Annotated in this window: 26 protein-coding genes; 19 read left to right on the top strand and 7 right to left on the bottom strand. The window is 37.2% G+C overall.

The window, feature by feature from the left end; genetic code table 11:
• Positions 1 to 185: 185 nt before the first annotated feature.
• Positions 186 to 1,148 carry a family 20 glycosylhydrolase gene (locus ERX29_RS10235; protein ID WP_133444578.1) on the top strand — a complete coding sequence of 321 codons (963 nt, stop codon included), beginning with the start codon at positions 186 to 188 and terminating at the stop codon, positions 1,146 to 1,148.
• A gap of 42 nt (positions 1,149 to 1,190) precedes the next feature.
• Here ERX29_RS10235 and ERX29_RS10230 read toward each other — a convergent pair whose 3' ends face one another.
• A complete protein-coding gene (locus tag ERX29_RS10230; RefSeq protein ID WP_133444577.1) occupies positions 1,191 to 2,813 on the bottom strand; it encodes a MutS-related protein in 1,623 nt (540 codons plus the stop codon).
• Between the two features lie 103 nt (positions 2,814 to 2,916).
• Between ERX29_RS10230 and ERX29_RS10225 the strand changes: the two genes are divergently transcribed.
• From ERX29_RS10225 to ERX29_RS10205, 5 genes are all read left to right on the top strand, one after another.
• Positions 2,917 to 3,333 (top strand): GNAT family N-acetyltransferase, encoded by a 417-nt coding sequence (locus ERX29_RS10225; RefSeq protein WP_133444576.1) that lies wholly within the window; start codon positions 2,917 to 2,919, stop codon positions 3,331 to 3,333.
• Positions 3,334 to 3,500: 167 nt separating this feature from the next.
• A complete protein-coding gene (locus ERX29_RS10220) occupies positions 3,501 to 4,295 on the top strand; it encodes an alpha/beta hydrolase (protein ID WP_243720041.1) in 795 nt (264 codons plus the stop codon).
• 13 nt (positions 4,296 to 4,308) lie between these two features.
• Positions 4,309 to 5,340: a S66 family peptidase gene (locus ERX29_RS10215; protein WP_133444575.1), complete on the top strand. Its 1,032-nt coding sequence runs from the start codon at positions 4,309 to 4,311 to the stop codon at positions 5,338 to 5,340.
• Between the two features lie 149 nt (positions 5,341 to 5,489).
• Positions 5,490 to 5,912 carry a MarR family winged helix-turn-helix transcriptional regulator gene (locus ERX29_RS10210; RefSeq protein ID WP_165981135.1) on the top strand — a complete coding sequence of 141 codons (423 nt, stop codon included), beginning with the start codon at positions 5,490 to 5,492 and terminating at the stop codon, positions 5,910 to 5,912.
• Between the two features lie 91 nt (positions 5,913 to 6,003).
• Positions 6,004 to 7,035, top strand: coding sequence for a DUF2332 family protein (locus ERX29_RS10205; protein ID WP_165981134.1), 1,032 nt, complete (start codon positions 6,004 to 6,006; stop codon positions 7,033 to 7,035).
• Positions 7,036 to 7,059: 24 nt separating this feature from the next.
• Here ERX29_RS10205 and ERX29_RS10200 read toward each other — a convergent pair whose 3' ends face one another.
• A complete protein-coding gene (locus ERX29_RS10200; RefSeq protein ID WP_133444572.1) occupies positions 7,060 to 8,403 on the bottom strand; it encodes an aspartate kinase in 1,344 nt (447 codons plus the stop codon).
• A gap of 117 nt (positions 8,404 to 8,520) precedes the next feature.
• Between ERX29_RS10200 and ERX29_RS10195 the strand changes: the two genes are divergently transcribed.
• Genes ERX29_RS10195 through ERX29_RS10180 form a run of 4 tightly spaced genes read left to right on the top strand, consistent with a single transcriptional unit; the run spans position 8,521 to position 12,491 of the window.
• Positions 8,521 to 9,714, top strand: a complete 1,194-nt coding sequence (locus ERX29_RS10195) for a homoserine dehydrogenase (RefSeq protein ID WP_133444571.1) — start codon at positions 8,521 to 8,523, stop codon at positions 9,712 to 9,714.
• Position 9,715: 1 nt separating this feature from the next.
• Entirely contained in the window at positions 9,716 to 10,774 is a 1,059-nt protein-coding gene (gene thrC, locus ERX29_RS10190; protein ID WP_133444570.1) for a threonine synthase, read from the top strand.
• The gene (gene thrB, locus ERX29_RS10185) at positions 10,771 to 11,655 is read left to right on the top strand and encodes a homoserine kinase (protein WP_133444569.1); all 885 of its coding nucleotides are present in this window, start codon (positions 10,771 to 10,773) and stop codon (positions 11,653 to 11,655) included. The genes thrC and thrB overlap by 4 nt, the downstream gene beginning before the upstream one ends.
• A gap of 23 nt (positions 11,656 to 11,678) precedes the next feature.
• Entirely contained in the window at positions 11,679 to 12,491 is an 813-nt protein-coding gene (locus tag ERX29_RS10180) for a Cof-type HAD-IIB family hydrolase (RefSeq protein ID WP_133444568.1), read from the top strand.
• A gap of 27 nt (positions 12,492 to 12,518) precedes the next feature.
• Here ERX29_RS10180 and ERX29_RS10175 read toward each other — a convergent pair whose 3' ends face one another.
• Entirely contained in the window at positions 12,519 to 13,370 is an 852-nt protein-coding gene (locus ERX29_RS10175) for an oxidoreductase (RefSeq protein WP_133444567.1), read from the bottom strand.
• 83 nt (positions 13,371 to 13,453) lie between these two features.
• On the opposite strand from ERX29_RS10175, the gene panB reads away from it, so the two are divergent.
• Genes panB through panD form a run of 3 tightly spaced genes read left to right on the top strand, consistent with a single transcriptional unit; the run spans position 13,454 to position 15,490 of the window.
• Complete coding sequence (gene panB, locus ERX29_RS10170; RefSeq protein WP_133444566.1) at positions 13,454 to 14,269, top strand: 3-methyl-2-oxobutanoate hydroxymethyltransferase; 816 nt, start codon at positions 13,454 to 13,456, stop codon at positions 14,267 to 14,269.
• Positions 14,262 to 15,113 (top strand): pantoate--beta-alanine ligase, encoded by an 852-nt coding sequence (gene panC / locus ERX29_RS10165; RefSeq protein ID WP_133444565.1) that lies wholly within the window; start codon positions 14,262 to 14,264, stop codon positions 15,111 to 15,113. Before panB ends, panC begins: the two co-directional genes overlap by 8 nt.
• Positions 15,110 to 15,490 (top strand): aspartate 1-decarboxylase, encoded by a 381-nt coding sequence (panD, locus tag ERX29_RS10160; RefSeq protein WP_133444564.1) that lies wholly within the window; start codon positions 15,110 to 15,112, stop codon positions 15,488 to 15,490. Before panC ends, panD begins: the two co-directional genes overlap by 4 nt.
• A gap of 46 nt (positions 15,491 to 15,536) precedes the next feature.
• Here panD and ERX29_RS10155 read toward each other — a convergent pair whose 3' ends face one another.
• Entirely contained in the window at positions 15,537 to 15,857 is a 321-nt protein-coding gene (locus ERX29_RS10155) for a hypothetical protein (RefSeq protein ID WP_133444563.1), read from the bottom strand.
• Positions 15,858 to 15,947: 90 nt separating this feature from the next.
• Positions 15,948 to 17,390 (bottom strand): amino acid permease, encoded by a 1,443-nt coding sequence (locus ERX29_RS10150; protein ID WP_133444562.1) that lies wholly within the window; start codon positions 17,388 to 17,390, stop codon positions 15,948 to 15,950.
• 221 nt (positions 17,391 to 17,611) lie between these two features.
• Here ERX29_RS10150 and ERX29_RS10145 point away from each other — a divergent pair, with 221 nt between their 5' ends.
• From ERX29_RS10145 to ERX29_RS10125, 5 genes are all read left to right on the top strand, one after another.
• Positions 17,612 to 19,090, top strand: coding sequence for a catalase (locus ERX29_RS10145; protein ID WP_133444561.1), 1,479 nt, complete (start codon positions 17,612 to 17,614; stop codon positions 19,088 to 19,090).
• A 131-nt stretch (positions 19,091 to 19,221) separates the two neighbouring features.
• Positions 19,222 to 20,145 (top strand): metal ABC transporter solute-binding protein, Zn/Mn family, encoded by a 924-nt coding sequence (locus ERX29_RS10140; protein ID WP_133444560.1) that lies wholly within the window; start codon positions 19,222 to 19,224, stop codon positions 20,143 to 20,145.
• A 157-nt stretch (positions 20,146 to 20,302) separates the two neighbouring features.
• Positions 20,303 to 21,286 (top strand): GMP reductase, encoded by a 984-nt coding sequence (guaC, locus tag ERX29_RS10135; RefSeq protein WP_133444559.1) that lies wholly within the window; start codon positions 20,303 to 20,305, stop codon positions 21,284 to 21,286.
• A gap of 102 nt (positions 21,287 to 21,388) precedes the next feature.
• The gene (locus ERX29_RS10130; RefSeq protein WP_165981133.1) at positions 21,389 to 22,399 is read left to right on the top strand and encodes a CAP domain-containing protein; all 1,011 of its coding nucleotides are present in this window, start codon (positions 21,389 to 21,391) and stop codon (positions 22,397 to 22,399) included.
• A 9-nt stretch (positions 22,400 to 22,408) separates the two neighbouring features.
• On the top strand, positions 22,409 to 22,828 hold the full coding sequence (locus ERX29_RS10125) for a hypothetical protein (protein ID WP_133444557.1): 420 nt from the start codon (positions 22,409 to 22,411) through the stop codon (positions 22,826 to 22,828).
• A 132-nt stretch (positions 22,829 to 22,960) separates the two neighbouring features.
• Here ERX29_RS10125 and ERX29_RS10120 read toward each other — a convergent pair whose 3' ends face one another.
• A complete protein-coding gene (locus ERX29_RS10120; RefSeq protein WP_133444556.1) occupies positions 22,961 to 23,416 on the bottom strand; it encodes a hypothetical protein in 456 nt (151 codons plus the stop codon).
• 452 nt (positions 23,417 to 23,868) lie between these two features.
• Positions 23,869 to 24,489, bottom strand: a complete 621-nt coding sequence (gene lexA, locus ERX29_RS10115) for a transcriptional repressor LexA (RefSeq protein ID WP_133444555.1) — start codon at positions 24,487 to 24,489, stop codon at positions 23,869 to 23,871.
• 143 nt (positions 24,490 to 24,632) lie between these two features.
• Here lexA and ERX29_RS10110 point away from each other — a divergent pair, with 143 nt between their 5' ends.
• Positions 24,633 to 24,863 (top strand): hypothetical protein, encoded by a 231-nt coding sequence (locus tag ERX29_RS10110; protein ID WP_133444554.1) that lies wholly within the window; start codon positions 24,633 to 24,635, stop codon positions 24,861 to 24,863.
• Positions 24,864 to 25,114 lie beyond the last annotated feature (251 nt).

Raw genomic sequence — 25,114 nt, 5'->3', positions numbered from 1 at the left:
GTTATTACGTAATTACATCAGTAAAAAAATGGATGATCGCTACCTCTGTTTAGGTGTTTTCAATTTTTAAATTTTCGTAGAAAATAAAAGTTCAGAAAATTCTGTATTTATTTATGCAACACTAGTGATATTATTTAAGAAATCAATAACAGGGTATAGTGATTGCCTAGAGAAGGAGTGAAATTATGCCTGACCATTCTTATAAACTGCAGCAAGGCGTCATGATCGATTGTGCTAGACGCTATTACTCAGTTGACATTCTTAAAAAAATCATTGATGAAATTGCTGCTGGATCGGGTGATTTTATACAGCTACACTTTTCAGATAATGAAGGTTACCGAATAACATCTGATTATTTAGAACAAGCATTAAATGTACCGAACACTGATTATTTAACAGCAGCAGAATTAAATGAATTAATCACATATGCGAATTCCATAAACGTTCAAGTGATACCAGACTTTGATGTTCCCGGACATTCTAAATACTGGATGAATCGATTTCACGAGCTTCATCCAGAAATAACGATATGTTCTGATTTTGATAATTCTTTAGTAGACTTCTTTAACAATGAATCCGCATTACTTGCTGTAAGAAATATGATAGAAGAAATTACTGAACTATTCTATCAACCGAAGTTTCAGCAGAAGATTGTTATCGGCGGAGATGAAGTACCAGGCAGTGGGAATTATCAGAAAGAATATATCCAGTTTATCAATACAGTAGCAAATTATACAGTTTCAAAAGGATATACGCCTGTAATATGGAACGATAGTGTGAATTATGACGGTATACAACTACTGCACCGTGATATTGAAATTCTATACTGGCAGCAACCTGAAAACGGACTCGCTGTCACTGATTTTAGTGTTCAGGGTTATTCAGTCTATAACTATAACTTTTACACATTAGCATTTCTACCTGATAGTAAACACAATGCTGATGCCATAAATGAACAAAGCGAATACATTAAAAATAATTATGAAGTCAATTCATTCTGCTATAACGGTGATCCGTACAAGAAAGTAGAGTCAGACAACATCGCAGGATCTGCTATAACATTCTGGGGTGAACAGGCTGGAGGTATGTCTAATGAGCAGTTGCTCAATCAGATTCTTCCGCTTATCCGAGCATATTTAAATCAGTAAAGTAAACACCTTCCATTACAGAGCCATGTAATGGAAGGTGTTTTATTTACGATAAAGACGTGTTCTATTATGGAGTGCTCTATCATAAACAATGTCTGGAAACTGATAGATGTTCAATAATTCGATTGCATTTGACGTATTTGACACACCTCGTCTTATTTTATAATCAAATGTAATATCATGATCCTCCAAAATACTTTCCTTGAAGTAATAAAAATCATAGCGATCTTTAAGAAGAGTTGTCAGTTCCCGGTCATGAGTCGCTGCCATGACTGTCACATTGTTATGTTTACTGAAGTAATGAAGAATAGATTCTCCTGAAGATATACGGTCTATCGTGTTCGTTCCTTTGAACAGTTCATCGAAGAAACAGTAAACTTTGTCATAGTGTTCTGCCGCGTCAACCATTCGTTTCAATGCTTTTACCTCACTGACGAAGTAACTATCGCCTTTAGTAATACTATCCGCCAGATTCATTGAAGATAAGAGAATACCCGGCTTATAACGAAACACCTTACTCGTTGTGATATTCAAGCTGTTCGCTAGAATAATATTCACGGCGAGTGTCTTTAAGAATGTTGATTTTCCTGACGCATTGGAACCTGTGAGTAATATGTCCCGCTCTATTTGTATATCGTTTGGGACAGCATTTTCTACTAGCGGATGGTAGAGTTCTTCAGCTGTTAATTCTTCACCTGTCACTGGTACAGGGGAAGAATAATAGGGCAGAGTTCTTCGCCAAAGTGCTGTCGAATAGCTGACGTCATGACGTGCGACAAAATGCCAGTAAGAAGAATAAGCATCAGCATTTTTCTTGAAAGAACGTAATAAATAATAGTAAAGGTGGTAGTCAACAAAGAACATCGATTTGAACGTATTTATGATATTGAACAACCAGTTCTCTTTGCTGGAATCTTCTGTAATCAGAAATGGACTTAATACTCTTAAGCTGGTCAGTCCTTTAGTATCAATCGCTTCGTCATTAAGACGGTGGATTTTTCTTGCTGTATTGACAATGCTGATCGCATAGAAGAAATCTGTATACTCATTCTCAACTTTACGTTTGTTCATGTTCGAGAAATAGGAATTGATGCTGTTGAATAACAAAAACAATATGATTCCTGCAATTACATTATAGAACATGAGCAGTATACCGAGCATAGGAGCAAATGTCAGCAGCAGGTATTTCGGTTCATATTTTGGAAATAAATAAGACGCCATAAAATATTTTGAACTGTCTGAGTTATAGCTTTTACCAAGTGTCGCAAGTATATGCGCTAACTTCTCACGATAAGAAGAATCATTTTCAATACGCGCCATCAGCTGTTCGTCAGGCAATTGTGAAATAATATTTCTCAATGACGCATAGAGCGCCTCGTCACCAGCAGAGGTGAACGTATAGTTCATATTGTCCATGACTAAACTCAAATTAAGATCGTTCCAAGTAATATCATCAACGAAGAAATGGTCTGTATGATTGTCGACTAAATGCTGAAAATAATAATTATAATCCACTTGATAATACGGATTACCAAAAAACCGTTTGTGATTTGACCAGGAAAGTCGCAGCTTGTTCTGGAAACGAACTTTTGAATCGATTGATAAATAAATAATTGCCGCAAGACCTATACCAATGAGTAGTGCAGCTGTCATGAAAGAACTCATGAAATCCCTCCAGTAATGGAATATAATACTAGTATAGCATTTATATTTAGAAAATCAGATGGACTTTCCAAAAGTTAGTAGCACAAATTTTTAGGAGGATAATATGTATCAGTACATTAGAAAATTTACTCAGAAATATACGTCAGGGATTGTAGATGTCTATCGATCTGTAGGGTGGACTAGTCATGATAATGAGAATGTCATAAAGATATTTAATGCAAGCAGTCATGTAATAATTGTGATAAAAGACGAAAAAGTTGTAGCGGTCACAAGAGCATTATCAGATGGTGTTTATAACGCAGCTATCTATGATGTTGTGGTGCATTCAGACAATCAAAACAAAGGTGTTGCTGCAGAAATGCTGAAAATATTATTGGATGAATTTAGTTCTTTGTCATGCATCCATTTAATTTCAACGAGCGGAAATGAGAAATTTTACAAAAAAAGTGGATTTAAAATGTTGAAAACAGGAATGGCCATATATCACAAAAGTCATTTAGAAGATGAATACACATACTAAATCAACCCTTGACATCTAAAAAATATCCATTTAATTATATGTTATAACTATTTAAAAAAGAGCTTATTTGCTGTAATATTATTAGAAAATGAAATATTCTGATAATAAAAGGGGGAACTAATGAGATATTCGGTTGAGATAATAGGTGAAGGTGACCCAATCATTTTTTGCCAGCAGGTGGATTAAGGGGGAATGAAGGACGAATTATAGCTGATTACTTAAAAAACGATTTTCAGACCCATTTGATAGATTTACCAGGTTATGGAGAAAGTCATGGTATTACAGGTAAAATAAGAACAATAGATATAGCAGACTGGATTAAAACATATTTAGATGATTCTCAGATTTATAAAGTGAATTTAATTGGTCATTCTTTAGGTGGTTCACTAGCATTGATATTTGCATATCACTATCCTGATAGAGTGGATCACTTAATTTTACTTGATCAAGGTCACAAAGCTTTTCCTAAAATCCCTTTTGCAGAGTTTGGAAAGTTTGCTTTAGTTATACCTTTTTTAAACTTAGGAGTTAAATTAGCGAGAGAACCTATATTAAAAAAATTACTTCCACTTTTTGCATCTCCGACTATAGAAGTGAAGGATGAGGAAATCAAAGCATTCTGTAATAGGATGAAAATAAGGGAGACTGAATATGTAAAAACCGCTCTTAAAAGTAATGCAGAAATGACAGTCGAAGGATTAAACTTATTATTTACTTTTTATAATATCAATCAGCCGAAATTAATTAATAAGTTAAAGGTTGAGACACTGCTTCTATATGGAACTTTTAGTGGAATCAATGAAAAAGAGGAACAACGAACTCAGAAAGCGATAAAAAAATTAAAAACCGAAATTTCAAATTTAACAGCAGTGCCAGTCAACGGAGGTCATTATGTGATGTGGGGAGATGACTTTTCCTTAGCAGGTATTAAAAAATTTTTATTACATAAAATTAAGATATAGAGGAGTATACATAATGATTAAACCTCAAAAACTACAACCAGGCGATACGGTCGCGCTTGTTTCATTATCAAGCGGAATGGCAGGAGAAGACGATTTTATATGGAGAACTGAACAGGGAATTAAACGGCTTGAAGATGTTTTTGGCTTGAAAGTAAAAGTAATGCCTCATGCCTTAAAGGGGATTGACTATATTTATGAGCATCCTGAGAAACGGGCAGAGGATTTGAACGCTGCACTGAAAGATCCAGAAGTTAAAGGAATCATCTGCGCTATCGGCGGTAATGATTCTATCAGGACGATGCCTTTTGTTGATTTCAAGGCGATTAAAGCTAATCCGAAAATATTTACAGGCTATTCCGATAGTACTGTCGGTCATTTAATGTTTTATTTAAATGGTGTTTCATCGAGTTACGGTCCGGCATTGCTTACGGATTTTGCGGAGAATATTGAGATGGATGACTATACGATTGAAAGTATTAAGAACACATGGTTTTCAAGTGATGTGATAGGAGAAATAAAAACATCAGAAACAGTCCGAGAAGTAGGGCTTAAGTGGTCGAAGGACAATCAATTCACAGCACGTAATCTGCTTCCTAATGACGGTTACGAACTAATCAACGGTCATGGAAAAGTACAAGGACATCTGATCGGTGGTTGTTTAGAGTCATTGTCAGATCTAAGAGGGACATCACTATTTCCAGAGCTGCATCATTTTGACGGTGCGATATTATTCCTTGAAACTTCTGAAGAATACATTCCGACTATTACACTGGAATCTTATTTAAGAGCTTTTGCAGTGATGGGTATCATGAATAAAATTAACGGCATCATTGTAGGAAGACCACAGAATGGTGTTTATTACGAGGAGTACAAGGAAGTATACCAGATGATTATGAAAGAATGTGGCTGTGAACATACACCAATATTATACAATGCAAGCTTCGGACATAATGAACCAAAGTTTATTATGCCTTATGGTGTACAGGCTGAAATTAATGCTGACGCGAAAACATTTACTATATTAGAAAATGCTGTAGAAGGATAGAAAAGAACATTTTATTAAAAGAGAGTTACTAAGTAAACACTGTTAATCTCTTTATTTAATTATCGATAATTATTTGATAATATAGTACTTTCATTAATATTAATAAGTCTTTATAATATAAGTAATTATATAATTAAGGAGAAGTGTTAGTGAATCAATTTTTAAATGCAACGAATGAACTACTAAAGGTGCATCAATCTTGGCAGCAATCTGCTCGTCAATTTTTAAAGGCTTATGATGTGACATACCCTCAGTTTAGAGTTTTAAATGTTCTGGCTGAAGTACAAGCGGAAAATAAAAGAATCACACAGGCTGACTTAAGTGCCTGTACTGGTATCGATGTAATGACTTTATCAACGATTATTAGAAACTTAGAGGCACGACGTCTTGTGCGTCGTGTAGAGTCACGGTCTGATACTCGTGCTAAAAATGTTTATATTACAGCAATTGGGTTATCTTTAATTGAAGAAATGATGCCTTCTATGGAAATGGCTGCTGAACTGTTCTTTGAAGACTTAGGTGACTACGGAAAAAGCATGTTAGAAGTGTTATCTGCCAATACTGAATATTAAACTTATGTAACAAGCTGCATCTTTTAATAATTATATAGTATAGTAATCGTCTCGATAAGAAATGACTGTGAAATGTCCAGGAGCGATCAAAATGTCTTTAAAATATAGAAATTTAATGCTGTCCTATAGTTCAGCTGTACAGGAGAGAAGTCCTTTATATAGCCATATTGCAAAGCGAATGGCTGATGATAAAGAATTAAAAGTGATTCTCACACCATTATTAATCACTTCTCAGTCTTTACCACTTTTTATGAGTAGTGTGCTATGCACATTATATAGTCATGATAGCGAGCTACGTGATTATTATGCGAATTTCAGTGAAGAGGTTAAGACTTTTGATGATCATGGTTATGAAGTGTTTAAGTCGTTTATTATAGAACATATCGATTCTATCGTTTTTATGACAAATAATGGAGACTTGAAGAAAAATATTGTAGAACGTTCTGCTGTTTTAGTTCCTATTTTTAATAGAATCGTCAAAGAAGCGGGTTGTGATCGATTCAATGTGATTGAGATTGGTTCTAAGGCTGGCTTGCTGCTAAATTATGATTGGTATAAGTATACATTCAATAAATCCGTAACTGTCGGTGAAGTTGATGATATTAATATTAAAGTGAAGCTGAAAGGTTATAATCATTCACTTCTAAAACCACTAGAGCATCCCCATATGAAATATGGAATCTCAGAATCCGTCATTCATCTTGAAAATGATGATGATTTTCACTGGATGCTTAGCTTGCTTTATCCTGAAGAAATCAAACGTCGTAAAAACTTGCTCAAGGCGCGTAATATATACCTTGAGCACCCTGTAAATTTGCTTGAAGGAGATGAACTTATGCTGCTTGAGCAAGTGCTTGATGATTTGCCGTCTGATGAACCGATTATTATATTCCATGTTCATCATATAAAGAACTGGTCGGATGAGAAAAAAGCAAGTTTTCTTAGTCTTATCAGTAGAAAAGCATCAGAAAAAGAAATTTATCACGTTCATCATCAGTTGTTCGGTACTGATATTTTTCTTGATTTTTATAATGAGGGTTATTTGAAACGTGAGAAACTTGCGAATTTTGACTTAGATAAACTAAAAATAGAATGGCTGCATAATCAGCCGATAAAAATTTAAACACGCCGAACTTCGGCGTGTTTTTTAGAAGTAAGCATTATATACTGCTTTAAGTGCATTGGTCGCATCTTTTTCTTCGATTCCAAACATCATTGAAATTTCAGACGAACCTTGATTGATCATCTTCAAGTTAATATTATGGTCACGAAATGCCTGAGTTGCCTTATTGGCTGTTCCGACGGCAGTCTTCATGCCTTCACCGACAATCATCAGAATAGCAAGATTCTTTTCAATTGAAAGTTGATCGACATTTAATGTTTTCTCAATCTGCTCAATCAATAGTCCTTCTTTATCAATTAACTGATGTTCTCTTAAAATAATACTGACATTATCGATTCCTGATGGTATATGTTCGTATGAAATTCCCAATGCTTCAAGAATTGAAAGTAGTTTCCGGGTAAAGCCGATCTCACGGTTCATCAAGTATTTTTTCATATTAATGCTGACAAATCCTTTATCACAGCTTACACCGACGACTCCTTCTGCTTTTCGGTTTGGTACTATGAACGTTCCCGAATCATCAGGTCTGTTCGTATTTTTTATAACGACGGGTATACCCTTTGAATATAACGGTGCGATTGCTTCATCATGAAAGACATTAAAACCCGCATAGGACAATTCCCGCATTTCATCATAAGTCAGTTCTTCGATTTGGGCCGGATTAGGAATAATCATGGGATTAGCACTGAAAATACCGCTGACATCTGTATAATTTTCATAGAGATCAGCATCCAGTGCGCGAGCAACAATAGCTCCTGTCAAATCAGAACCGCCACGCGAAAATGTCACGATTTGATTTGATTCAGAAACGCCGAAAAATCCCGGAATAATGACTTTTCTATCTCTCGGTAATCTATTTTTGATAGCTTCGAAACTTTCCTCCCGCACCATTGCGTTACCCGGCTCATCAGTCACGTACAGACCAATGTCATCAGGATTCATATAAAGAGTTTCTATTCCTTGTTCTGTATTGTAAGCAGCGATCAGTTCAGCATTGAAGTCTTCACCTGATGATTTAAGTGCATCAAGTAGACGTGCCGGTTCTGTTATTTCTGCAATGTGAAATTTCAGTTTCTCTTTGAAGTGAGAGAGTAGCGAATGCTGAAACTGTAGTTCTTCTTCTATTAATTGGAATCGTTCGAGAATTCTGTTTATCTGCTCATCAATTTCTTTAGAGGGATGATTTGAAATAACTAGGTGGTAAAGGTCAATTAACATATCAGTTACTTTAATGTCACCATCAAAGCGTTTTCCAGGTGCAGATACAACCATGACTAGGCGCTCATTATCCTCATTAAATATTTTCAGCACTTTTTTAATCTGTGAAGCATCTGCTACAGATGAGCCGCCAAACTTTGCAATTTTCATGTGAAACCACCTTTTTCTTTTCTTTACTTCTGGTATCCTTAAGTTATACTATAATTATGTTTCCGTTTCAAGAGGACATATGTATTTTTAGAATATACATCATAAGGAAGTGTACCCATGAAAAAGATTAATATCGCATTGCTCGGCTTAGGAACTGTTGGAACAGGTGTAGTGAACATTCTTGAGGAGAATAAAGCTCAACTTGAGAAAACGATGGATGCTTTGATTTCAATCAAGCACATTTATGTCAAAAATATAAAAAAAGACAGAGCGATAAATACAGAGCTCTATCATCTGACAGATGACATTAACGATATTTTAAATGATGAAACATTGGATATTGTAGTTGAAGTGATGGGTGGTATCGATCAAACCTATGGGTATTTAAAACACCTGATGACAAATGGTGTCCATGTCATTACAGCAAATAAAGATATGCTCGCAGTTCATCTTGAAGAACTTGAAACTCTTGCTGGTAATAAGGAAATCTCACTGAAATACGAAGCAAGTGTGGCTGGTGGTATTCCTATAGTTAATGCTATCAATAATGGGTTAAATGCGAATGGAATCAAGCACTTCATGGGAATATTCAATGGTACATCTAACTTTATTCTTAGTAAAATGTCAATTGATGGACTGTCTTTCGACGAGGCACTGGCTATAGCGACAGAGCTTGGATATGCTGAAGCTGATCCAACAGCAGATGTCGATGGTATTGATGCTCAGCGAAAAGTTGTCATCACAAGCTTTCTTGCTTTTAATAAGTATATAACGCTTGAGGATTGTGTCGTACAAGGAATAAGAGAAGTTTCCAGCCTGGATATGAGACTAGCAGCGAAACTCGGCTATTCTATCAAATTAATAGGACAAGCGTATTTGGATCATGACCGGATAGAAGCGTCAGTCAAGCCGACTTGTCTTCCGCTGAGTCACCAATTATCACATGTCAACTATGAGTATAATGCGATTTATATAGACGGTAGTGCAGTCGGGGATACGATGTATTACGGTAAAGGAGCGGGAAGTCTCGCTACGGGGAGTGCCGTGGTGAGTGATTTACTCCATGTCATCAGATATATCGATACGAAGCTACATACTTTACCGCCGCATTTTGAAATAGAAAGCAAGGAACTTCTACGTAAGAAGCATATACTGATCATTGGAGATGCTGCTTTGTCTGATGTTTTTAATGGCAGAGGAGTCACGGAACAAGGTATGACCGCTATTGAACTATTAGATTTATCACCAGATGTAGAGTATAAAGTAAATTCTCTTGATAACATAAAAATATATGAGATAGAAGGTATATAATATGAGATGGACTGGCTTAATCAATGCTTACGAAGAGTTTCTACCGGTAACAGAACATACTCCAAGACTGACGTTGAACGAAGGGAATACACCGCTGATTCATCTTCCGCATTTGTCCCGGTTGTTGAACATTGAGCTGTTTGCGAAGTTTGAAGGATTAAATCCTACTGGTTCATTTAAAGATAGAGGAATGGTCATGGCAGTCGCAAAAGCGAAAGAGGAAGGAAAAGAAATCGTTATTTGTGCATCTACGGGCAATACGTCAGCATCGGCTGCTGCTTATGCCGCACGTGCAGGTATGAAGACGATTGTTGTGATTCCAGAAGGTAAGATTGCGATGGGAAAACTGGCTCAGGCAATGATCTATGGAGCAGAGATTGTCTCTATTGAAGGCAATTTTGATGAGGCGCTTAATATCGTCCGTAAAGTAGCGGAGAAGAGCGATAAAATAGCACTTGTGAACTCAGTAAACCCATACCGTCTGGAAGGACAGAAGACTGGTGCTTTTGAAATTATTGATCAGCTTGGTAAAGCACCTGATGTCTTATCAATTCCAGTCGGCAATGCTGGCAACATTTCTGCCTACTGGAAAGGATTCAAGGAATTTAATCAGGCAAGAGGTTCTGCTCTGCCAAAAATATTTGGTTTCCAGGCAGAAGGCGCAGCACCGATTGTCAATAATGCTATTGTTGAGCAGCCGGAAACTATTGCGACAGCGATCCGTATTGGAAATCCTGCAAGCTGGCAGCTGGCACTCAATGCACGTGATGAATCCGGTGGTTTAATCGAAAGTGTCACAGATGAAGAAATTCTGTATGCATATCAGCTGATGACGACTAAAGAAGGACTGTTTGCTGAACCTGCAAGTAATGCAGCTATTGCTGGACTCATCAAGCTGCATCAAGAAGGAAGACTGGAAGAAAACAGCACAGTCGTCGCTATTCTGACAGGAAACGGTCTTAAAGATCCCCAGACAGCAATCGATAGAGTGGTAGAATCTCCCGCAGTACTGAAAAACGACGAGGAAACAATTATTCAGTATATTGAGGACAAGTTATGAAAATAAAGGTTAAAGTACCTGCGTCCACTTCAAATCTTGGTCCAGGGTTTGATTCAATTGGAATGGCGATTGACAGTTATCTGGAGATTGAAGCATCAATAAGTGAGAGCTGGGTCTTTAGTCATAAGTCTGAGATACTGAGCGACTTGCCGGTCGATGAGACGCATTATATAGCAAGAATGGTCAATCATTTCTGTCGTCAATTGAATGTGGAACCATTTTGTCTGAAAGTTACGATGACCTCGGATATTCCTCTAGCACGTGGTCTAGGGAGTTCAGGTTCAGCCCTTATTGCAAGTCTGTTGATAGTTAATGTTGTGCGTGAACTGAATTTGACGACTGATGAACTCATCCAGCTGCTGACAGCAGAGGAAGGCCATCCCGACAATGTGGTTCCGTCATTGATCGGTGGCCTTGTAGCTGGATTTCATAGAGGAGAAAGCTGTTATTATCAGCCGCTCCCTGTTATTGACTGGCCAATGTTTGTCGTCATTCCTAATTATGAGTTGAAGACTGCGGATGCACGAGATGCACTGCCTCAAAGATTTAATTTTGAAGATTCAGTGAAAGCAAGTGCAATAAGCAATGTTCTTGTTGCTTCACTAAGTCAGAAGAATTACGACCTTGCAGGTCAGATGATGATGCAGGACGTATTTCATGAACCATTCAGAAAACATCTCATTAAAGATTATGACAAGTTAAGGGAGCTGCTTGGCAATAGAGGATATGTTTTTTTAAGCGGAGCGGGTCCGACTTTATTTATCATGACAAAGCCTGGTGAATCAAATATAAAAGCATGGCTGCAGCACGAGTTTTCGGACTATGAAATCAGACAAGTCAAACCCGATAATATAGGTGCCATCTGTAATGTAATGGAATAAATAAATGACAACGGAGTGAAAATATGGATTACAAACTCGTAGTACTTGATATGGACGATACGCTGATGACTTCAGATAATATGATGTCAGAACGAACGAAAGACGCACTGATTGAAATTCAAAAGCATGGTGTCAAAGTTGTTCTGGCATCCGGACGGCCAACTGACGGGATGGTTATTACTGCAAAACAGCTGGAGTTAGATAAAAATCGTTCGCATATTTTGAGTTACAACGGTGCCCGCATCTTTGAAATGGCTGACTTTAAAATGGTAAAAGAAACGTCATTGTCTAAAGAACAGTTTGATATGTGTTATGACTACTGTAAGTCAAAAGGTTTCTTCGTATTGACATATGTCGATGAAACGATTGTCTATGAAGGCGAGCATCCATATATGAATGTAGAACATGAACTAACAGGTCTACCGATGCAGCAGGTAGCTTCATTAAAGGATTTTGTGCAGCATAGTGTTCCAAAACTGATGGGTATTGATTACGAAGAACAGATCAGCAAAGCTAATAAAGAGCTGGGTGGCAATTATGGGCAGGATATTCATGTAACTACTTCCAAACCTTTCTTTCTTGAATTTATGGCTGAAGATGTATCTAAAGGTCGCGCCCTGCACGAACTCGTTAAGAATCTTGGTATAGCGCGTGAATCAATCATAGCTTTTGGGGATAGTAATAATGATAAGGACATGATTGAATACGCTGGTCTAGGAGTAGCGATGGGTAATGCCAATGATACGATTAAGAATGCTGCAGATATCATTGCTAAAGATCATAATAATGATGGAATTGCAGACGTACTTGAAGAGTATATTTTAAACAAGAAGTAGCCCCGGCTGCTTCTTGTTTTATTTTAATCATTCTCTTTTATATTGATAACCTTCAAGTAATATACAGCAGATATCTAGTAGAGGCGTATGAATATTATGGAGCCCTGCTAATCTTTTTAATTCTCCCTGGATATAGTGATACTCCAGTGGAACACCAGCGACTGTATCATAGTACATACTTGTTCCCATGTCTTTAGGATAAGTTTTATAAATATTCATGATTTCCCGTGTAGTCCGCTCATCGAATGATTGTCCTTCTGCTCGAGCAATTTCAATACCTTCTTGTATCAGTTGTTCAATGAATTTATTCATTTCTGGAAGTTCGAGAATGTGAACTGTATTTTTTGTGAGTGAAGTCACTGTATTAATACCGAGATTAACTAGAAGTTTGAACCAGAGCTTCTGAGCAAAATCGTCTGATGGAATGAGCTGAAGCTCAGTAACTGAGAGTTCTGAGCTGATGCGCTGCATCGTTTCATCATTCGGGACAATAAGTGTTTTATCCTGGAAGTGTTTGACATGCTGGTCGGTCTTCTGCCCGCTAATATAGACGACTGCCTGAACAGCATTGAAATCAGTCAACATGTCGAGCTGGCCCATGCCGTTCTGACAGAGAATAATTGTGGTTTCTTCATGACACATTTGCTTCAAGGATGAGATGATAGCCGCTAATTTAGTTACTTTCACCGCGACAAAGATGACATCAAATGTTTGATCATTTAACACGAGTGAAGAGACATTGACTTTGTGATCTATAGTATTACTGCTTAGTATGATCTGTTGTTCCTGTCGTCCGAATAATGTAACTTCAGCTACTTTGCTGATTTCATAGGCGATGACAGTTCCGACAGCTCCTGGTCCGATAACGGCATAAGTCATAGTAACCTCCTTAAAATTTATTTATATACACATTTCATTGTGTCTATTATAATGTATTCATTGATAAACAAGGAAGTGGTAACATGTTGATTTTAAAAGACCTGCAGCAGATGAAACATAATCAAATAAAACTGACTATGATGACTGCTTATGATTATCCGAGTGCTAAACAGGTCGAAGCAGCTGGTATTGATATGATATTAGTAGGTGACAGCCTGGGAATGACTGTACTCGGTTACGACAGCACGGTCTATGTCACGATGGAGGACATGATTCATCATACAAAGGCCGTTCGTCGTGGTGCTCCTGATACATTTACAATTATCGATATGCCGTTTGGCAGTGTCGGTATCAGTGATGACAGAGACATTTGTAATGCGGTCAGACTTTATCGTGAGTCTGGTGCACAAGCAGTCAAAGCAGAAGGTGGTCATTTAACAACATTTATATATAACTGCACTAAAATCGGCGTACCTGTCGTCGCTCACCTTGGTTTAACTCCGCAAAGTGCAGGGATTACCGGTTATGCGGTTCAGGCTAAAACAAAAGACGCTGCGCTGCAGTTAATCACAGACTCTAAAGCCGTGGAGGAAGCGGGAGCTGTTATGCTGGTACTTGAAGCGGTGCCAAGCGATCTGGCGTCTCATATTTCGAGATTGCTATCAATCCCTGTCATTGGTATCGGCGCAGGACGTGATACAGATGGGCAGGTACTGGTCTACCACGATGTACTGAATTACGCAACTGATCGTAAACCGAAGTTTGTAAAGCAGTATGGGGATTTTTCAAATGGGGTTACAGCACTTAGTCACTATAACCATGAAGTTAAAGAAGGTCTGTTTCCCACTGAAGAATTTATTTATAAGACGAAGATTATGGATGAGGTTGAAAATGACTAAACGAATAACAGAAATTTCAGACATGACGTCTATCGTCAATCAATACTTACAGTCAGGTCAGACTATTGGATTTGTGCCTACTATGGGTGCTTTACATGAAGGACATTTAGCTCTTATACAGGAAGCAAAACTAAATAATGATCTGACAGTCGTCAGTATTTTTGTCAACCCGCTTCAGTTTGGACCTGGTGAAGATTACGATGCATATCCTCGCGATATCGATAAAGATGAAGTAATGATCAGTCAAATAGGTGTAGATTACCTATTTTATCCGGCAGCAGTGGCAATGTATCCGAAGCAGGATATCAAATTAACAGTCGGCAAGCTGGCTGAAGTGCTTGAAGGAGCTAATCGTCCCGGTCATTTCGATGGCGTCGTAACTGTGGTCAATAAATTATTCAACATTGTTAAACCGACTAGAGCTTATTTCGGTAGAAAAGATGCACAGCAGCTGGCCATTATTGAAGCGATGGTCCAGGATTTCAATCATGACATAGAAATCAAAGGGATTGATATTGTACGGGAAAAAGACGGTCTCGCAAAAAGTTCCAGAAATGTTTATTTAACAGAATCAGAACGTCTTGAGGCTGTAGCACTGTATAACAGTCTGCTGCTTGCGAAAGAACTGATTGATGGCGGAGAGAAAAATACAGCTGTTATTGAAGAAGAAATCACTCGCTTTATCTCTTCCTATTCGTCAGGAATAGTAGAAGAAGCAGCAATTTACCGATATCCTGAACTGACTAAAGTAGATATTCTAAAGGGACAGTGTTTCATTTCACTGGCCGTTAAATTTTCGAAGGCCCGGTTAATAGATAATATGATTATAGGAGCAACAAAATGATAAGAACAATGATGCATGGAAAGATTCACCGGGCAAGAGTGACAGAAGCTAATCTAAATTATGTTGGCAGCATCACCATTGATCAAGATATACTGGATGCTGTTGACATTCTGCCAAATGAAAAAGTTGCTATTGTCAACAACAATAACGGAGCAAGAATTGAGACGTATGTCATCTCAGGGGAACGGGGCTCCGGTGTTATCTGCCTGAACGGAGCTGCAGCAAGAGTGGTGCAGGTAGACGACATTGTCATCATCATGAACTATGTCCAGCTGACGAATGAAGAAGCTTATCTTCACTCACCGAAAGTAGCAGTGATGGATGAAAACAATAAAATCGTAGAATTGATTACTGAAAAAGAAGCCACTAAAATTTAAACAGGTCATGTGAATCCACATGACCTGTTTAAAGATAAAAATATGATTATTTGCTTGTCGCTGTCCACTGATCTCCTGGATGGCGATGTCTTTTTGTATGAGCGTAGACATTATCGGCAGCATAATCTTCATTTGTGTATACAGTGATGTCGTAGAACACCATGTCTGTATCGAACTGTTCTTCCATATAAACTTCTTTCAGATGGATAAATAATCGCTGCATAGCCTGCTGATCCAGACTAGGATATTCACGCAATATTTTTTTGATAAGGTTACCGTTTTTATTGTATACACCTTGTACTACAATCACAAACTTTTCATCTGTTTTAAGTACATCATCAAAGATATTAAACTGTCCTGCAGCCATTAATCTGCCTCCTTATAACCACTTGATTATCTTCATTATACATAAAAAAAGAGATTTGCGAATGCAAATCTCTTGTATTATTCAGTGAATTTAAAGCTCATGTTTGGATAAATCGATATCTTTCAGTGGAATAATCTTTGTTTTCTTAATGACTTTATAACCAAAATAAGTCGCTACTGCAATTAAGATCGGTATAAATGAATTGAACAGCTTTGGCCAATTAAGTGAAGTGATATCTGCAAATGACTGTCCAATCAGCAGGAAAATAATTGTTGCTCCGACAATAACGACCCCGAACGGAAAGAATGGTGCTTTATATGACAACAGAGCGTCTTCATCTCGATGCTGCACTTTAATGGCACGACGTAACCTGTAGTGACTGAGTACACTCATTCCCCATACAAGTAGAACTAATGTGCCAAGCATATTAAGGAGTTTACCGTAGCCTCCCATATTAACATGTGCATAAATGATGCTTAATATAATTAGGGCTGTAGTAACAAGCAGTGCATTGAAAGGCATATTGCGCTTATTTAGTTTGCCGAGAAACTTCGGTGCCTGTCCTTCATTACTCAGTGAATAGAGTAACCGACTCGTTGCGTAAAGCCCTGAATTTCCGGCTGATAACACAGCTGTTAATATGACCGTATTCATAATAGATGCTGCAAACAAAATCCCGAGATTATCAAAGATGATGGTAAATGGACTCATCGCTACATCGGAGTTTTCATTCAGTAATCTTGAATCAGTATAAGGAATCAATGAGGCTATAACAAAAATAGAACCAATATAAAACAGTAAAATTCTCCAGAAAACCTGCTTGATAGCTTTAGGCATTGATTCTTTAGGATTTTCAGATTCACCTGCAGTAACAGCAACAACTTCTGTTCCTCCGAATGAAAATCCTGCAACTACTAATACGCCGAGCAATCCAAGAAATCCATTGACAAACGGAGCATCTCCTACAGTGAAGTTCTTGAGACCGACAGCTCCCTGGTTTCCGATAATGCCGAAAATCATTAATACACCCATAATTAGAAAAATAATGATTGTTCCCACTTTTATAAAAGAAAACCAGTATTCTGCTTCTCCGAAAGATTTAACCGAGAACGCATTAAGTAAAAATAATAATGCTAAAAATATCAGACACCATACAAATGAATTAATACCGCTGAATAATTCCCAGTAAGAAAGAACTTTAGCTGCAGTAATGATATCAACGCTTGCAACAAGAGACCATATGACCCAGTACAACCAGCCGACCATAAATCCTGCAGCAGGATCAACGAAGCGTCTTGCATAGGCGCTGAATGAGCCAGAAACCGGATAAAATGTTGCTAGTTCTCCGAGCGCTGTCATGAGGAAGTAGACCATGATACCGATCAATGCATAAGCAGCAATTGCACCGCCAGGTCCTGCCTGACTGATAACCGCACCACTGGCCATAAATAAACCGGTACCGAGTGATCCGCCGATTGCAATCATCGATATGTGTCTTGTCTTTAAATCTCTGTCCATCTGGTTGTTTTCCATAAGTTCACCTGACCTTTTTATATTAGTGTATTTAATTGTAGGCGAGAAGATAAGATTAATCAAGAAAAAGTTTTAACGCTTAAAACCTTTAAAGCATTAAAGTAAGTCGAATATTGAAAATAGTAAGTTAAGGTCGTTACTTGTTTATAATGAATATGATATAATAATGATTATAAACAAGATTTAATAATAATTAATTCAATATTACGGAGGTATAATATATGACTGAAAATAACAACCAGCATTTAACTGGATTATTCGGTGCACCAGTCGGTGATCGTGAAAATACAATGACTGCTGGTCCGAGAGGACCAGTCGTCATGCAGGATATTTTCTTCATCGAACAGATGGCTCATTTTGACCGTGAAGTCATTCCTGAACGTCGGATGCATGCGAAAGGATCCGGGGCGTTCGGTACTTTTACTGTGACTCATGACATTACGCAATATACATCAGCAAAGATTTTTTCTAAAATTGATAAACAGACAGAAATGTTTGCCCGTTTTTCCACTGTTGCAGGAGAGCGAGGAGCAGCTGATGCCGAGCGCGATATCCGCGGCTTTGCGCTTAAATTCTATACAGAAGAAGGCAACTGGGATTTAGTAGGTAATAATACGCCAGTATTCTTCTTCAGAGACCCAAAACTATTTGCAAGTTTGAATCACGTGGTTAAACGTGATCCAAAGACTAATATGCATAATCCTCAGTCTAACTGGGACTTCTGGACCAGTCTGCCGGAAGCACTGCATCAAGTGACGATTGTAATGAGTGACCGAGGTATCCCGAATGGCTTCCGTCATATGCATGGCTTCGGTTCTCATACTTACAGCATGTATAATGCGCAGGGTGAGCGTGTATGGGTGAAGTTCCATTTCCGAACTGAGCAAGGTATTGAAAACTTGACCAGTCAGGAGGCAAACACTATCATTGCCACTGATCGTGAATCCAGTCAGCGTGACTTGTTCAATGCAATTGAAGAAGGTAACTTCCCTAAATGGAAAATGTTTATTCAAGTGATGACTGAAGAGCAGGCAAGAAATCACAAAGATAATCCTTTCGATCTGACTAAAGTGTGGTTTAAAGATGAATATCCATTAATCCCTGTAGGCGAGTTTGAACTCAACCGCAATCCCGAGAATTACTTTGCAGAAGTTGAACAAGCTGCCTTTGCACCGACTAATATCATTCCAGGTCTGGATTTCTCTCCAGATAAAATGCTGCAGGGACGTTTATTCTCATATGGGGATACGCAGCGTTATCGTCTTGGTGTCAATCACTGGCAGATTCCAGTAAATTACCCGAAAGCAGTGGCCAATATTTGTCCGTTCTCTCGCGATGGACAGATGCGTGTTGATGGTAATTTGGGTTCACATACTAATTATTATCCTAACAGCTACGGTCATAATCAGGATCAGCCACAGTATAAAAAACCGGCATTACCGCTTAGCGGCAATGTTTATGAACATGATTTCCGAGAAGATGATACTAATTATTATGAACAGCCAGGTAAACTCTTTAATTTATTATCGCCAGAAGAGCAGCAACGTCTGTTCATCAATACTGCAAATGAAATGCAGGGAGTAACAGAAGAAGTGAAACACCGTCATATAAGAAACTGCTACAAAGCAGACCCGGCATATGGTCAAGGAATTGCTACTGCTCTTAATATCGATATGACAACTGTCGATTTAAATGCTTAATCATTGGAACCAGTCGCACATGCGGCTGGTTTTTTTATTTTTTTAATGATTACCGCGTAAAAACTGCTTGATTTTATATTTTATAAGTTATAGAATTCATATCGTAACGATTACGATTGGGAGTTGAACAAATGAAACGTTTGATTGTTTTACTATTTATACTGATATTAACTTTAGCCGGATGTGCCGATAAAAATAGTAGGACAGATGATAAATTGCATGTCTACACAACGGTATTTCCTTTTAAATCATTTATTGAACAAATTGGAGGCACACATGTTAATGTAACAAGTATTTATCCAAGTGGTGCAGATATTCATACTTATGAACCGACTCAAAAAGATACTATGGCAGTAGCAAATGCCGACTTGTTTATCTATTCCAGTGATGAGCTTGATCCGGTTGCCGCTAAGATAGCTAAAGTAATTAAAGACGATAATAAAATGCTGACTTTGGCAAGTCATATGAAAAATAGTTCTTTACTTGAGCACCATCATGAACACTCAGAAGAGCATGAACACGAGAATGAAAATGAAACTGCTTTAAATCCTCATGTATGGCTCGATCCAGTTTTAAATGAATCTTTTGCCATACAAATAAAAAACGAATTGATTGCTAAAGATCCGGTCAATAGAAAGGATTATGAGAGAAACTTTCAATCTTTAGTTAGTGATATAAAAGACATTGATCAGCAGATGATGAACATCACTAAAAATCCAAAAAGAGATACTGTTTACATTTCTCATGAGTCTCTAGGATATTTAGCAAATAGATATCATTTCAAAGAAGTGGGTGTTTCAGGAATGAATAATAATGAACCATCGCAAAATGAAATAGTCAATATGATTAAGGATATTAAAAGTTCAAAGACTCCATACATCATTTATGAACAGAATATTTCTTCTAAAATAACTGATATTATTAAAGAAGATACATTTGTCAAACCACTTAAATTTCACAATATGTCTGTTCTGACTAAAGACGACAATGGAGCAACTTATCAAACATTGATGAAGGAAAATATTAAAACATTGGACAGAGCATTGAATGATTAAGAGCCGATAAATTTATAAATTAGTCAAAAAATATATAATTTTCGAAAAAACGCATATTTAGCTTTACAAATGACGAAAAAACCTGTAAATTACCCTTTGGACGAATATTTATTTATTCTGATTAAAAAAAGTTCGTATTTAAAAGGTGGTTATATAAATGTTTGATGTATTTGATTATGAAGATATTCAGTTGATCCCCAATAAGTGTATAGTTAAAAGTAGGAGTGAATGTGATACTTCTATTCAATTTGGACCTAGAACGTTTAAAATACCTGTAGTACCTGCTAACATGCAGACTGTCATGAATGAAGAATTAGCAGAATGGTTTGCTGCTCATGATTTTTTTTATATCATGCATCGCTTTGACGAAGCTGCAAGAATCCCGTTTATTGAAAAAATGCATGAAAAAGGGTTATTTGCTTCAATTTCTGTTGGTGTCAAAGATAATGAATACTCGTTTGTAGAAGAATTAAAAGATAAAAATGTGATTCCAGAATATATGACAATTGATATTGCACATGGTCATTCCGATCAAGTCATCAATATGATCAAGCATATTAAACATCATATCCCTGAAACATTTCTGATTGCAGGTAATGTCGGAACGCCTGAAGCAGTGAGAGAACTTGAAAATGCTGGTGCTGACGCTACTAAAGTGGGTATCGGACCAGGACGAGTCTGCATCACTAAAATTAAGACAGGTTTCGGTACAGGCGGCTGGCAGCTTGCGGCTATTAAACTTTGTGCTAAAGCGGCCCGTAAACCAATCATCGCTGATGGCGGGATTCGTACACATGGTGACATTGCGAAATCTATTCGGTTCGGCGCTGATATGATTATGGTCGGCTCTCTGTTTGCTGCACATGAAGAGTCACCTGGTGAAACGGTTGAACTTGACGGCAAACTTTATAAGGAATATTTCGGCAGTGCTTCTGAGTTTCAAAAAGGTGAGAAAAAGAATGTTGAAGGAAAGAAAATGTTTGTTGAACATAAAGGAAGTCTGCATGACACTTTAGTTGAAATGCAGCAGGATCTTCAGTCTTCTATCTCTTATGCGGGAGGTAGAGATTTAGAATCTATTCGTAAAGTAGATTATGTCGTTGTTAAAAACTCTATCTTTAACGGAGACATGGACCGATAAATCGATAAAACATGACAGTTTGCCGCTGTCATGTTTTTTAATTGCAAGTATCTTCGTAACAAAGCTATAATTAATCCTTAAATAATGTTGTTAAGGAGCACTATGAAAATACTATTACTATTTTTGCTGCTTCTCATCATGGTATTCATCTTTCCACTTCGCATGATGTCACTGCCTGACGACTGGATTTTAAGTGTTAAAGACAATGTTCGGGAGTTTGTCTCGCAGCAGACAAAAGAAAAAAGCAGTACGACTAATGATGTACCTAAAAGCTATATAAATGATATAAAACTTGGTATGACTAAAACTGCAGTCGATAAACTTCTCGGAAAACCACAGGATGAATTGACTAATCAGTATAATAATAGCTGGTATGTTTATCACCATCATTTTGACCATTTTATTCTCGTTAGTTACGAAAAACAGCGAGTAGAAGGGATTTATATTGTTGCAAGTCCATTTAATTCTATTAAAGGTGTTAAATATGGGATGAACGAGAAAAATGTTAAGAATATTCTTGGTGAACCGCTTAAAGTATTTAATGGACAGGACTACCGACTGAAATTGGATGAACCTCATACAATTATTTATTTGAACAAAGGTGTTTATTATACTTACTATTTTGATCAGCACGAGAATAACAAACTTGTCGGAATGAAAGTCGTGACTCAGTCCATGGAAAACCAGAAACCAAGATTGTATGCCAATCCATCTGATGAATTAAAAAAAGATTTCGAAACGCTTGACTATTATTTGATCAATGCGGATAGAGTCAAATATGGTTTACCTGCCTTAAGTTATCATGATAAAATTAGCATTACCGCATTCAACCATTCACGTGATATGTCAGAACAAGGCTATTTCAGTCATACTAATCTTGAAGGTCTTGATCCATTTGACAGAATGCAGCGTGATGGACTTCATTACAGCGTAGCAGGAGAGAACCTAGCTTACGGTCAAGTGTCACCAATAGAAGCGCATCATGGGTTAATGAATTCGCTTGGACACCGCAAAAATATTTTGAATGAGAAGTTTGAACAAGTTGGGATAGGTGTTGCATTTAACCCTGAAAATATCCCGTTCTACACGGAAAATTATATTACTGAGAATTAGGAGAATTTTATGTCAAAAGAAATTGTTGTTTCATCACTTTTAATCACAACAGAAGAAAAAATATTAGTACAGGATATAGGTCATAAACGTATGAAGCTGCCGTACATCGTCAAAAAGGGAACTCAGTCTATCCAGGATAGTGCACATGCCTTTGCAGCACGATTGAATAATGAGGTAAAAGTCGGTGGAATTCTTTTTGTAGTAGAAGAACGAGTGGAGCATAAAGGACTGTTCTTCACAACGGATGCAAACGAAACGGCATTCGTCTTTAATGTAAGAAATAAAGAAGAGTTTAAAGTCAGCCGACCTTATTACTGGCTACCGTTTGAATATTTAAATCAGCTGGACATTGCGGATGAACTAAAACAGCTCATCGTCTCTAATCAGGTCATTAAATCAAGTGTTCCACTTATCAATTTGAATAATTGATTCTATTCCCTGTATCTTAATAAGATGCGGGGATTTTTGTCGCCATGGTGATTATTTTATAGACACTGCTAATTATCAAAAAACCATACAAAAACACCTGCTACTGAATAAGCAACAGGTAGTAGGATAAAATTATAATCTAGTAATTCTCATATTCTGGCGTTCAGTTACCTTTTCACGTCTGCCAGTTCGGTTGATCAACGGATGATCTGAATTTTCAATAAGATGCAGCATAATATCAATTTGACCAAGATGACGAAATTCATTGACAATGTTTTTTTGATCTTTTTCGTTATTAGTACTTTTGGATGCAAATACATTGTTCACACGATTAAAATATTCCACTACATCATCAAAATTCAATGTATCCAAATGTTTCTTATAGTCCTTCAAACTGGAATCGTGCAGGTTCTGATAATCAGTTTGTTCAAATTGCTCCTGGTAGGCATGAGCAATCGAGAGTAACGTTGATTTGATACTTCCTTGACTGAACCCGAAATTATAATTAAACTCAGATTCGCTTAAGTGCTGCAGCTTCGAGAGTAATTGTTCTCTTTCGTTTCTAACCCATAGGTATTCATTCGTCATATTTCATTCTCCTTTAGAATATGATTTATAATTAACTATACCCTTGCAGCATATAATTACTCGACTGATTAAACATCTATCAGTATTTTAATTAAATGATATAACACAAAACAAAACATATTAAAATTGCTGTTAAAATTTTGCAATTCTTAGTAATTGTAAGGTAGAATAATAGAGAAGGGTAACGTGGAGTCGATATTGTAATATCTCGCTAATATGTTTAGTAAATTTTTATCCGGGTACTTAATACTTGTATTTGGATATTAAGGGGATAGAACGATGGAAACAAAGAAACCAAAAGAAAAAGATATTCTTGAGCAAGTCAAAGAAATACTTGGACGTAAGTGAAGCAGTTAATAAAATAACCTATAAAACTCCACATTTACCCGTACCGGCTGACCAGCCGGTATTTATTTTGAAAAAAATAACACTACTTCATCAATGAAGTAGTGTTAAAATTCACGGAACAACCCAACGACTTTTCCTAGTACAGTGACTTTATCGAGATAAATCGGATCCATCAAATGATTTTCTGGTTGAAGTCTGTAACGATTGTTTTCTTTATAGAAACGTTTAACCGTCGCTTCATCTTCTTCAGTCATCGCTACGATGATATCACCATTCTCAGCAATTGCCTGACGTCTGACGATAACTTTGTCGCTGTCAAGAATCCCTGCTTCAATCATACTTTCACCGACAACTTCCAGAATGAAGATATCACTGTTGTGACTAGAAGTAAAATGAGCGGGTAGTGGGAAATATTCTTCTACATTTTCTACAGCAGTGATTGGAAGACCTGCTGTTACTTTACCAATGACGGGAACATGGATTGTTTCTTCATGCAATGCTGCCTGTACATTGTCGGAAACTATTTCAATGGCTCTTGGTTTAGTTGGGTCCCGTTTAATATAACCTTTTTCCTCAAGTCGTGATAAGTGTCCATGTACAGTTGAGCTTGAAGCAAGACCTACAGCTTCTCCAATTTCTCGTACACTTGGCGGATAACCTTTGGCTGAAACGATATGTTTTAAATATTCATATATTTCTTGTTGTCTTTTAGTTAGTTCTTTCATGAGAACACTCCTTAGTGTTTGTTCTATAGCTATTATAGCATACATGTTCGGGGTGAACAAACATTTGTTCGTATTTTTGTTGACAGGGAACAAACGTTCTGTTATTGTAGGTATACAAACAAATGTTCTGGAGGTAAATTAATATGACAATCAGAATTACTAAGGAATTTTTACTTTATTCTACTCTTTTTTTAATGATTACTACGTTCGGTACACTATATATGGCTCAATCTAAAGCAATTTATGAAGATGGACAAGCTTTGACAGCTGACAAACAGTCGTCACAAGATAATAACAAAACGAACAAACGTTCTGAAAACGTTCCCAATCATCAATCCACTCAAAATGGAGAAGTACTTGGCATTGTCCAGTAATGTCTAAAACCTGCTGATTACAGCAGGTTTCAGACTGTAGACAAAGTCTCCTCAGGAGGTGATGTCTGCAGTCTTTTTTTGTTAAAATGTAAGAAATAAGTTCAGCAGGTGATTATATTGATTAGAATGTCCGATCAGGAGTTTACAAAACAAAAACGAAATCAACTTGAAATGTACAGTCTGGAAGACCTTGTGCCACAGAACCATTTACTTCGAAAAGTTGACCAGGTCTTCGACCTGTCTTTCGTATA

It is taken from the genome of Macrococcus lamae, assembly GCF_004359545.1.
Classification (GTDB): Bacteria; Bacillota; Bacilli; order Staphylococcales; family Staphylococcaceae; genus Macrococcus; species Macrococcus lamae.
The sequence above is the reverse complement of the archived record's forward strand: the minus strand, read 5'-3'. Positions and strand labels throughout refer to the sequence as shown.

Coding starts and splice junctions, on each gene's coding strand:
- ERX29_RS10225 (WP_133444576.1), top strand. CDS start 2,917: ATGTATCAGTACATTAGAAAATTTACTCAGAAATATACGTCAGGGATT.
- ERX29_RS10140 (WP_133444560.1), top strand. CDS start 19,222: ATGAAACGTTTGATTGTTTTACTATTTATACTGATATTAACTTTAGCC.
- ERX29_RS10120 (WP_133444556.1), bottom strand. CDS start 23,416: ATGACGAATGAATACCTATGGGTTAGAAACGAAAGAGAACAATTACTC.
- ERX29_RS10155 (WP_133444563.1), bottom strand. CDS start 15,857: ATGGCTGCAGGACAGTTTAATATCTTTGATGATGTACTTAAAACAGAT.
- ERX29_RS10125 (WP_133444557.1), top strand. CDS start 22,409: ATGTCAAAAGAAATTGTTGTTTCATCACTTTTAATCACAACAGAAGAA.
- ERX29_RS10145 (WP_133444561.1), top strand. CDS start 17,612: ATGACTGAAAATAACAACCAGCATTTAACTGGATTATTCGGTGCACCA.
- ERX29_RS10110 (WP_133444554.1), top strand. CDS start 24,633: ATGACAATCAGAATTACTAAGGAATTTTTACTTTATTCTACTCTTTTT.
- ERX29_RS10205 (WP_165981134.1), top strand. CDS start 6,004: ATGTCTTTAAAATATAGAAATTTAATGCTGTCCTATAGTTCAGCTGTA.
- guaC (WP_133444559.1), top strand. CDS start 20,303: ATGTTTGATGTATTTGATTATGAAGATATTCAGTTGATCCCCAATAAG.
- ERX29_RS10180 (WP_133444568.1), top strand. CDS start 11,679: ATGGATTACAAACTCGTAGTACTTGATATGGACGATACGCTGATGACT.
- ERX29_RS10175 (WP_133444567.1), bottom strand. CDS start 13,370: ATGACTTATGCCGTTATCGGACCAGGAGCTGTCGGAACTGTCATCGCC.
- ERX29_RS10200 (WP_133444572.1), bottom strand. CDS start 8,403: ATGAAAATTGCAAAGTTTGGCGGCTCATCTGTAGCAGATGCTTCACAG.
- thrB (WP_133444569.1), top strand. CDS start 10,771: ATGAAAATAAAGGTTAAAGTACCTGCGTCCACTTCAAATCTTGGTCCA.
- ERX29_RS10195 (WP_133444571.1), top strand. CDS start 8,521: ATGAAAAAGATTAATATCGCATTGCTCGGCTTAGGAACTGTTGGAACA.
- panC (WP_133444565.1), top strand. CDS start 14,262: ATGACTAAACGAATAACAGAAATTTCAGACATGACGTCTATCGTCAAT.
- ERX29_RS10235 (WP_133444578.1), top strand. CDS start 186: ATGCCTGACCATTCTTATAAACTGCAGCAAGGCGTCATGATCGATTGT.
- panD (WP_133444564.1), top strand. CDS start 15,110: ATGATAAGAACAATGATGCATGGAAAGATTCACCGGGCAAGAGTGACA.
- lexA (WP_133444555.1), bottom strand. CDS start 24,489: ATGAAAGAACTAACTAAAAGACAACAAGAAATATATGAATATTTAAAA.
- ERX29_RS10150 (WP_133444562.1), bottom strand. CDS start 17,390: ATGGAAAACAACCAGATGGACAGAGATTTAAAGACAAGACACATATCG.
- ERX29_RS10130 (WP_165981133.1), top strand. CDS start 21,389: ATGAAAATACTATTACTATTTTTGCTGCTTCTCATCATGGTATTCATC.
- thrC (WP_133444570.1), top strand. CDS start 9,716: ATGAGATGGACTGGCTTAATCAATGCTTACGAAGAGTTTCTACCGGTA.
- ERX29_RS10230 (WP_133444577.1), bottom strand. CDS start 2,813: ATGAGTTCTTTCATGACAGCTGCACTACTCATTGGTATAGGTCTTGCG.
- ERX29_RS10215 (WP_133444575.1), top strand. CDS start 4,309: ATGATTAAACCTCAAAAACTACAACCAGGCGATACGGTCGCGCTTGTT.
- panB (WP_133444566.1), top strand. CDS start 13,454: ATGTTGATTTTAAAAGACCTGCAGCAGATGAAACATAATCAAATAAAA.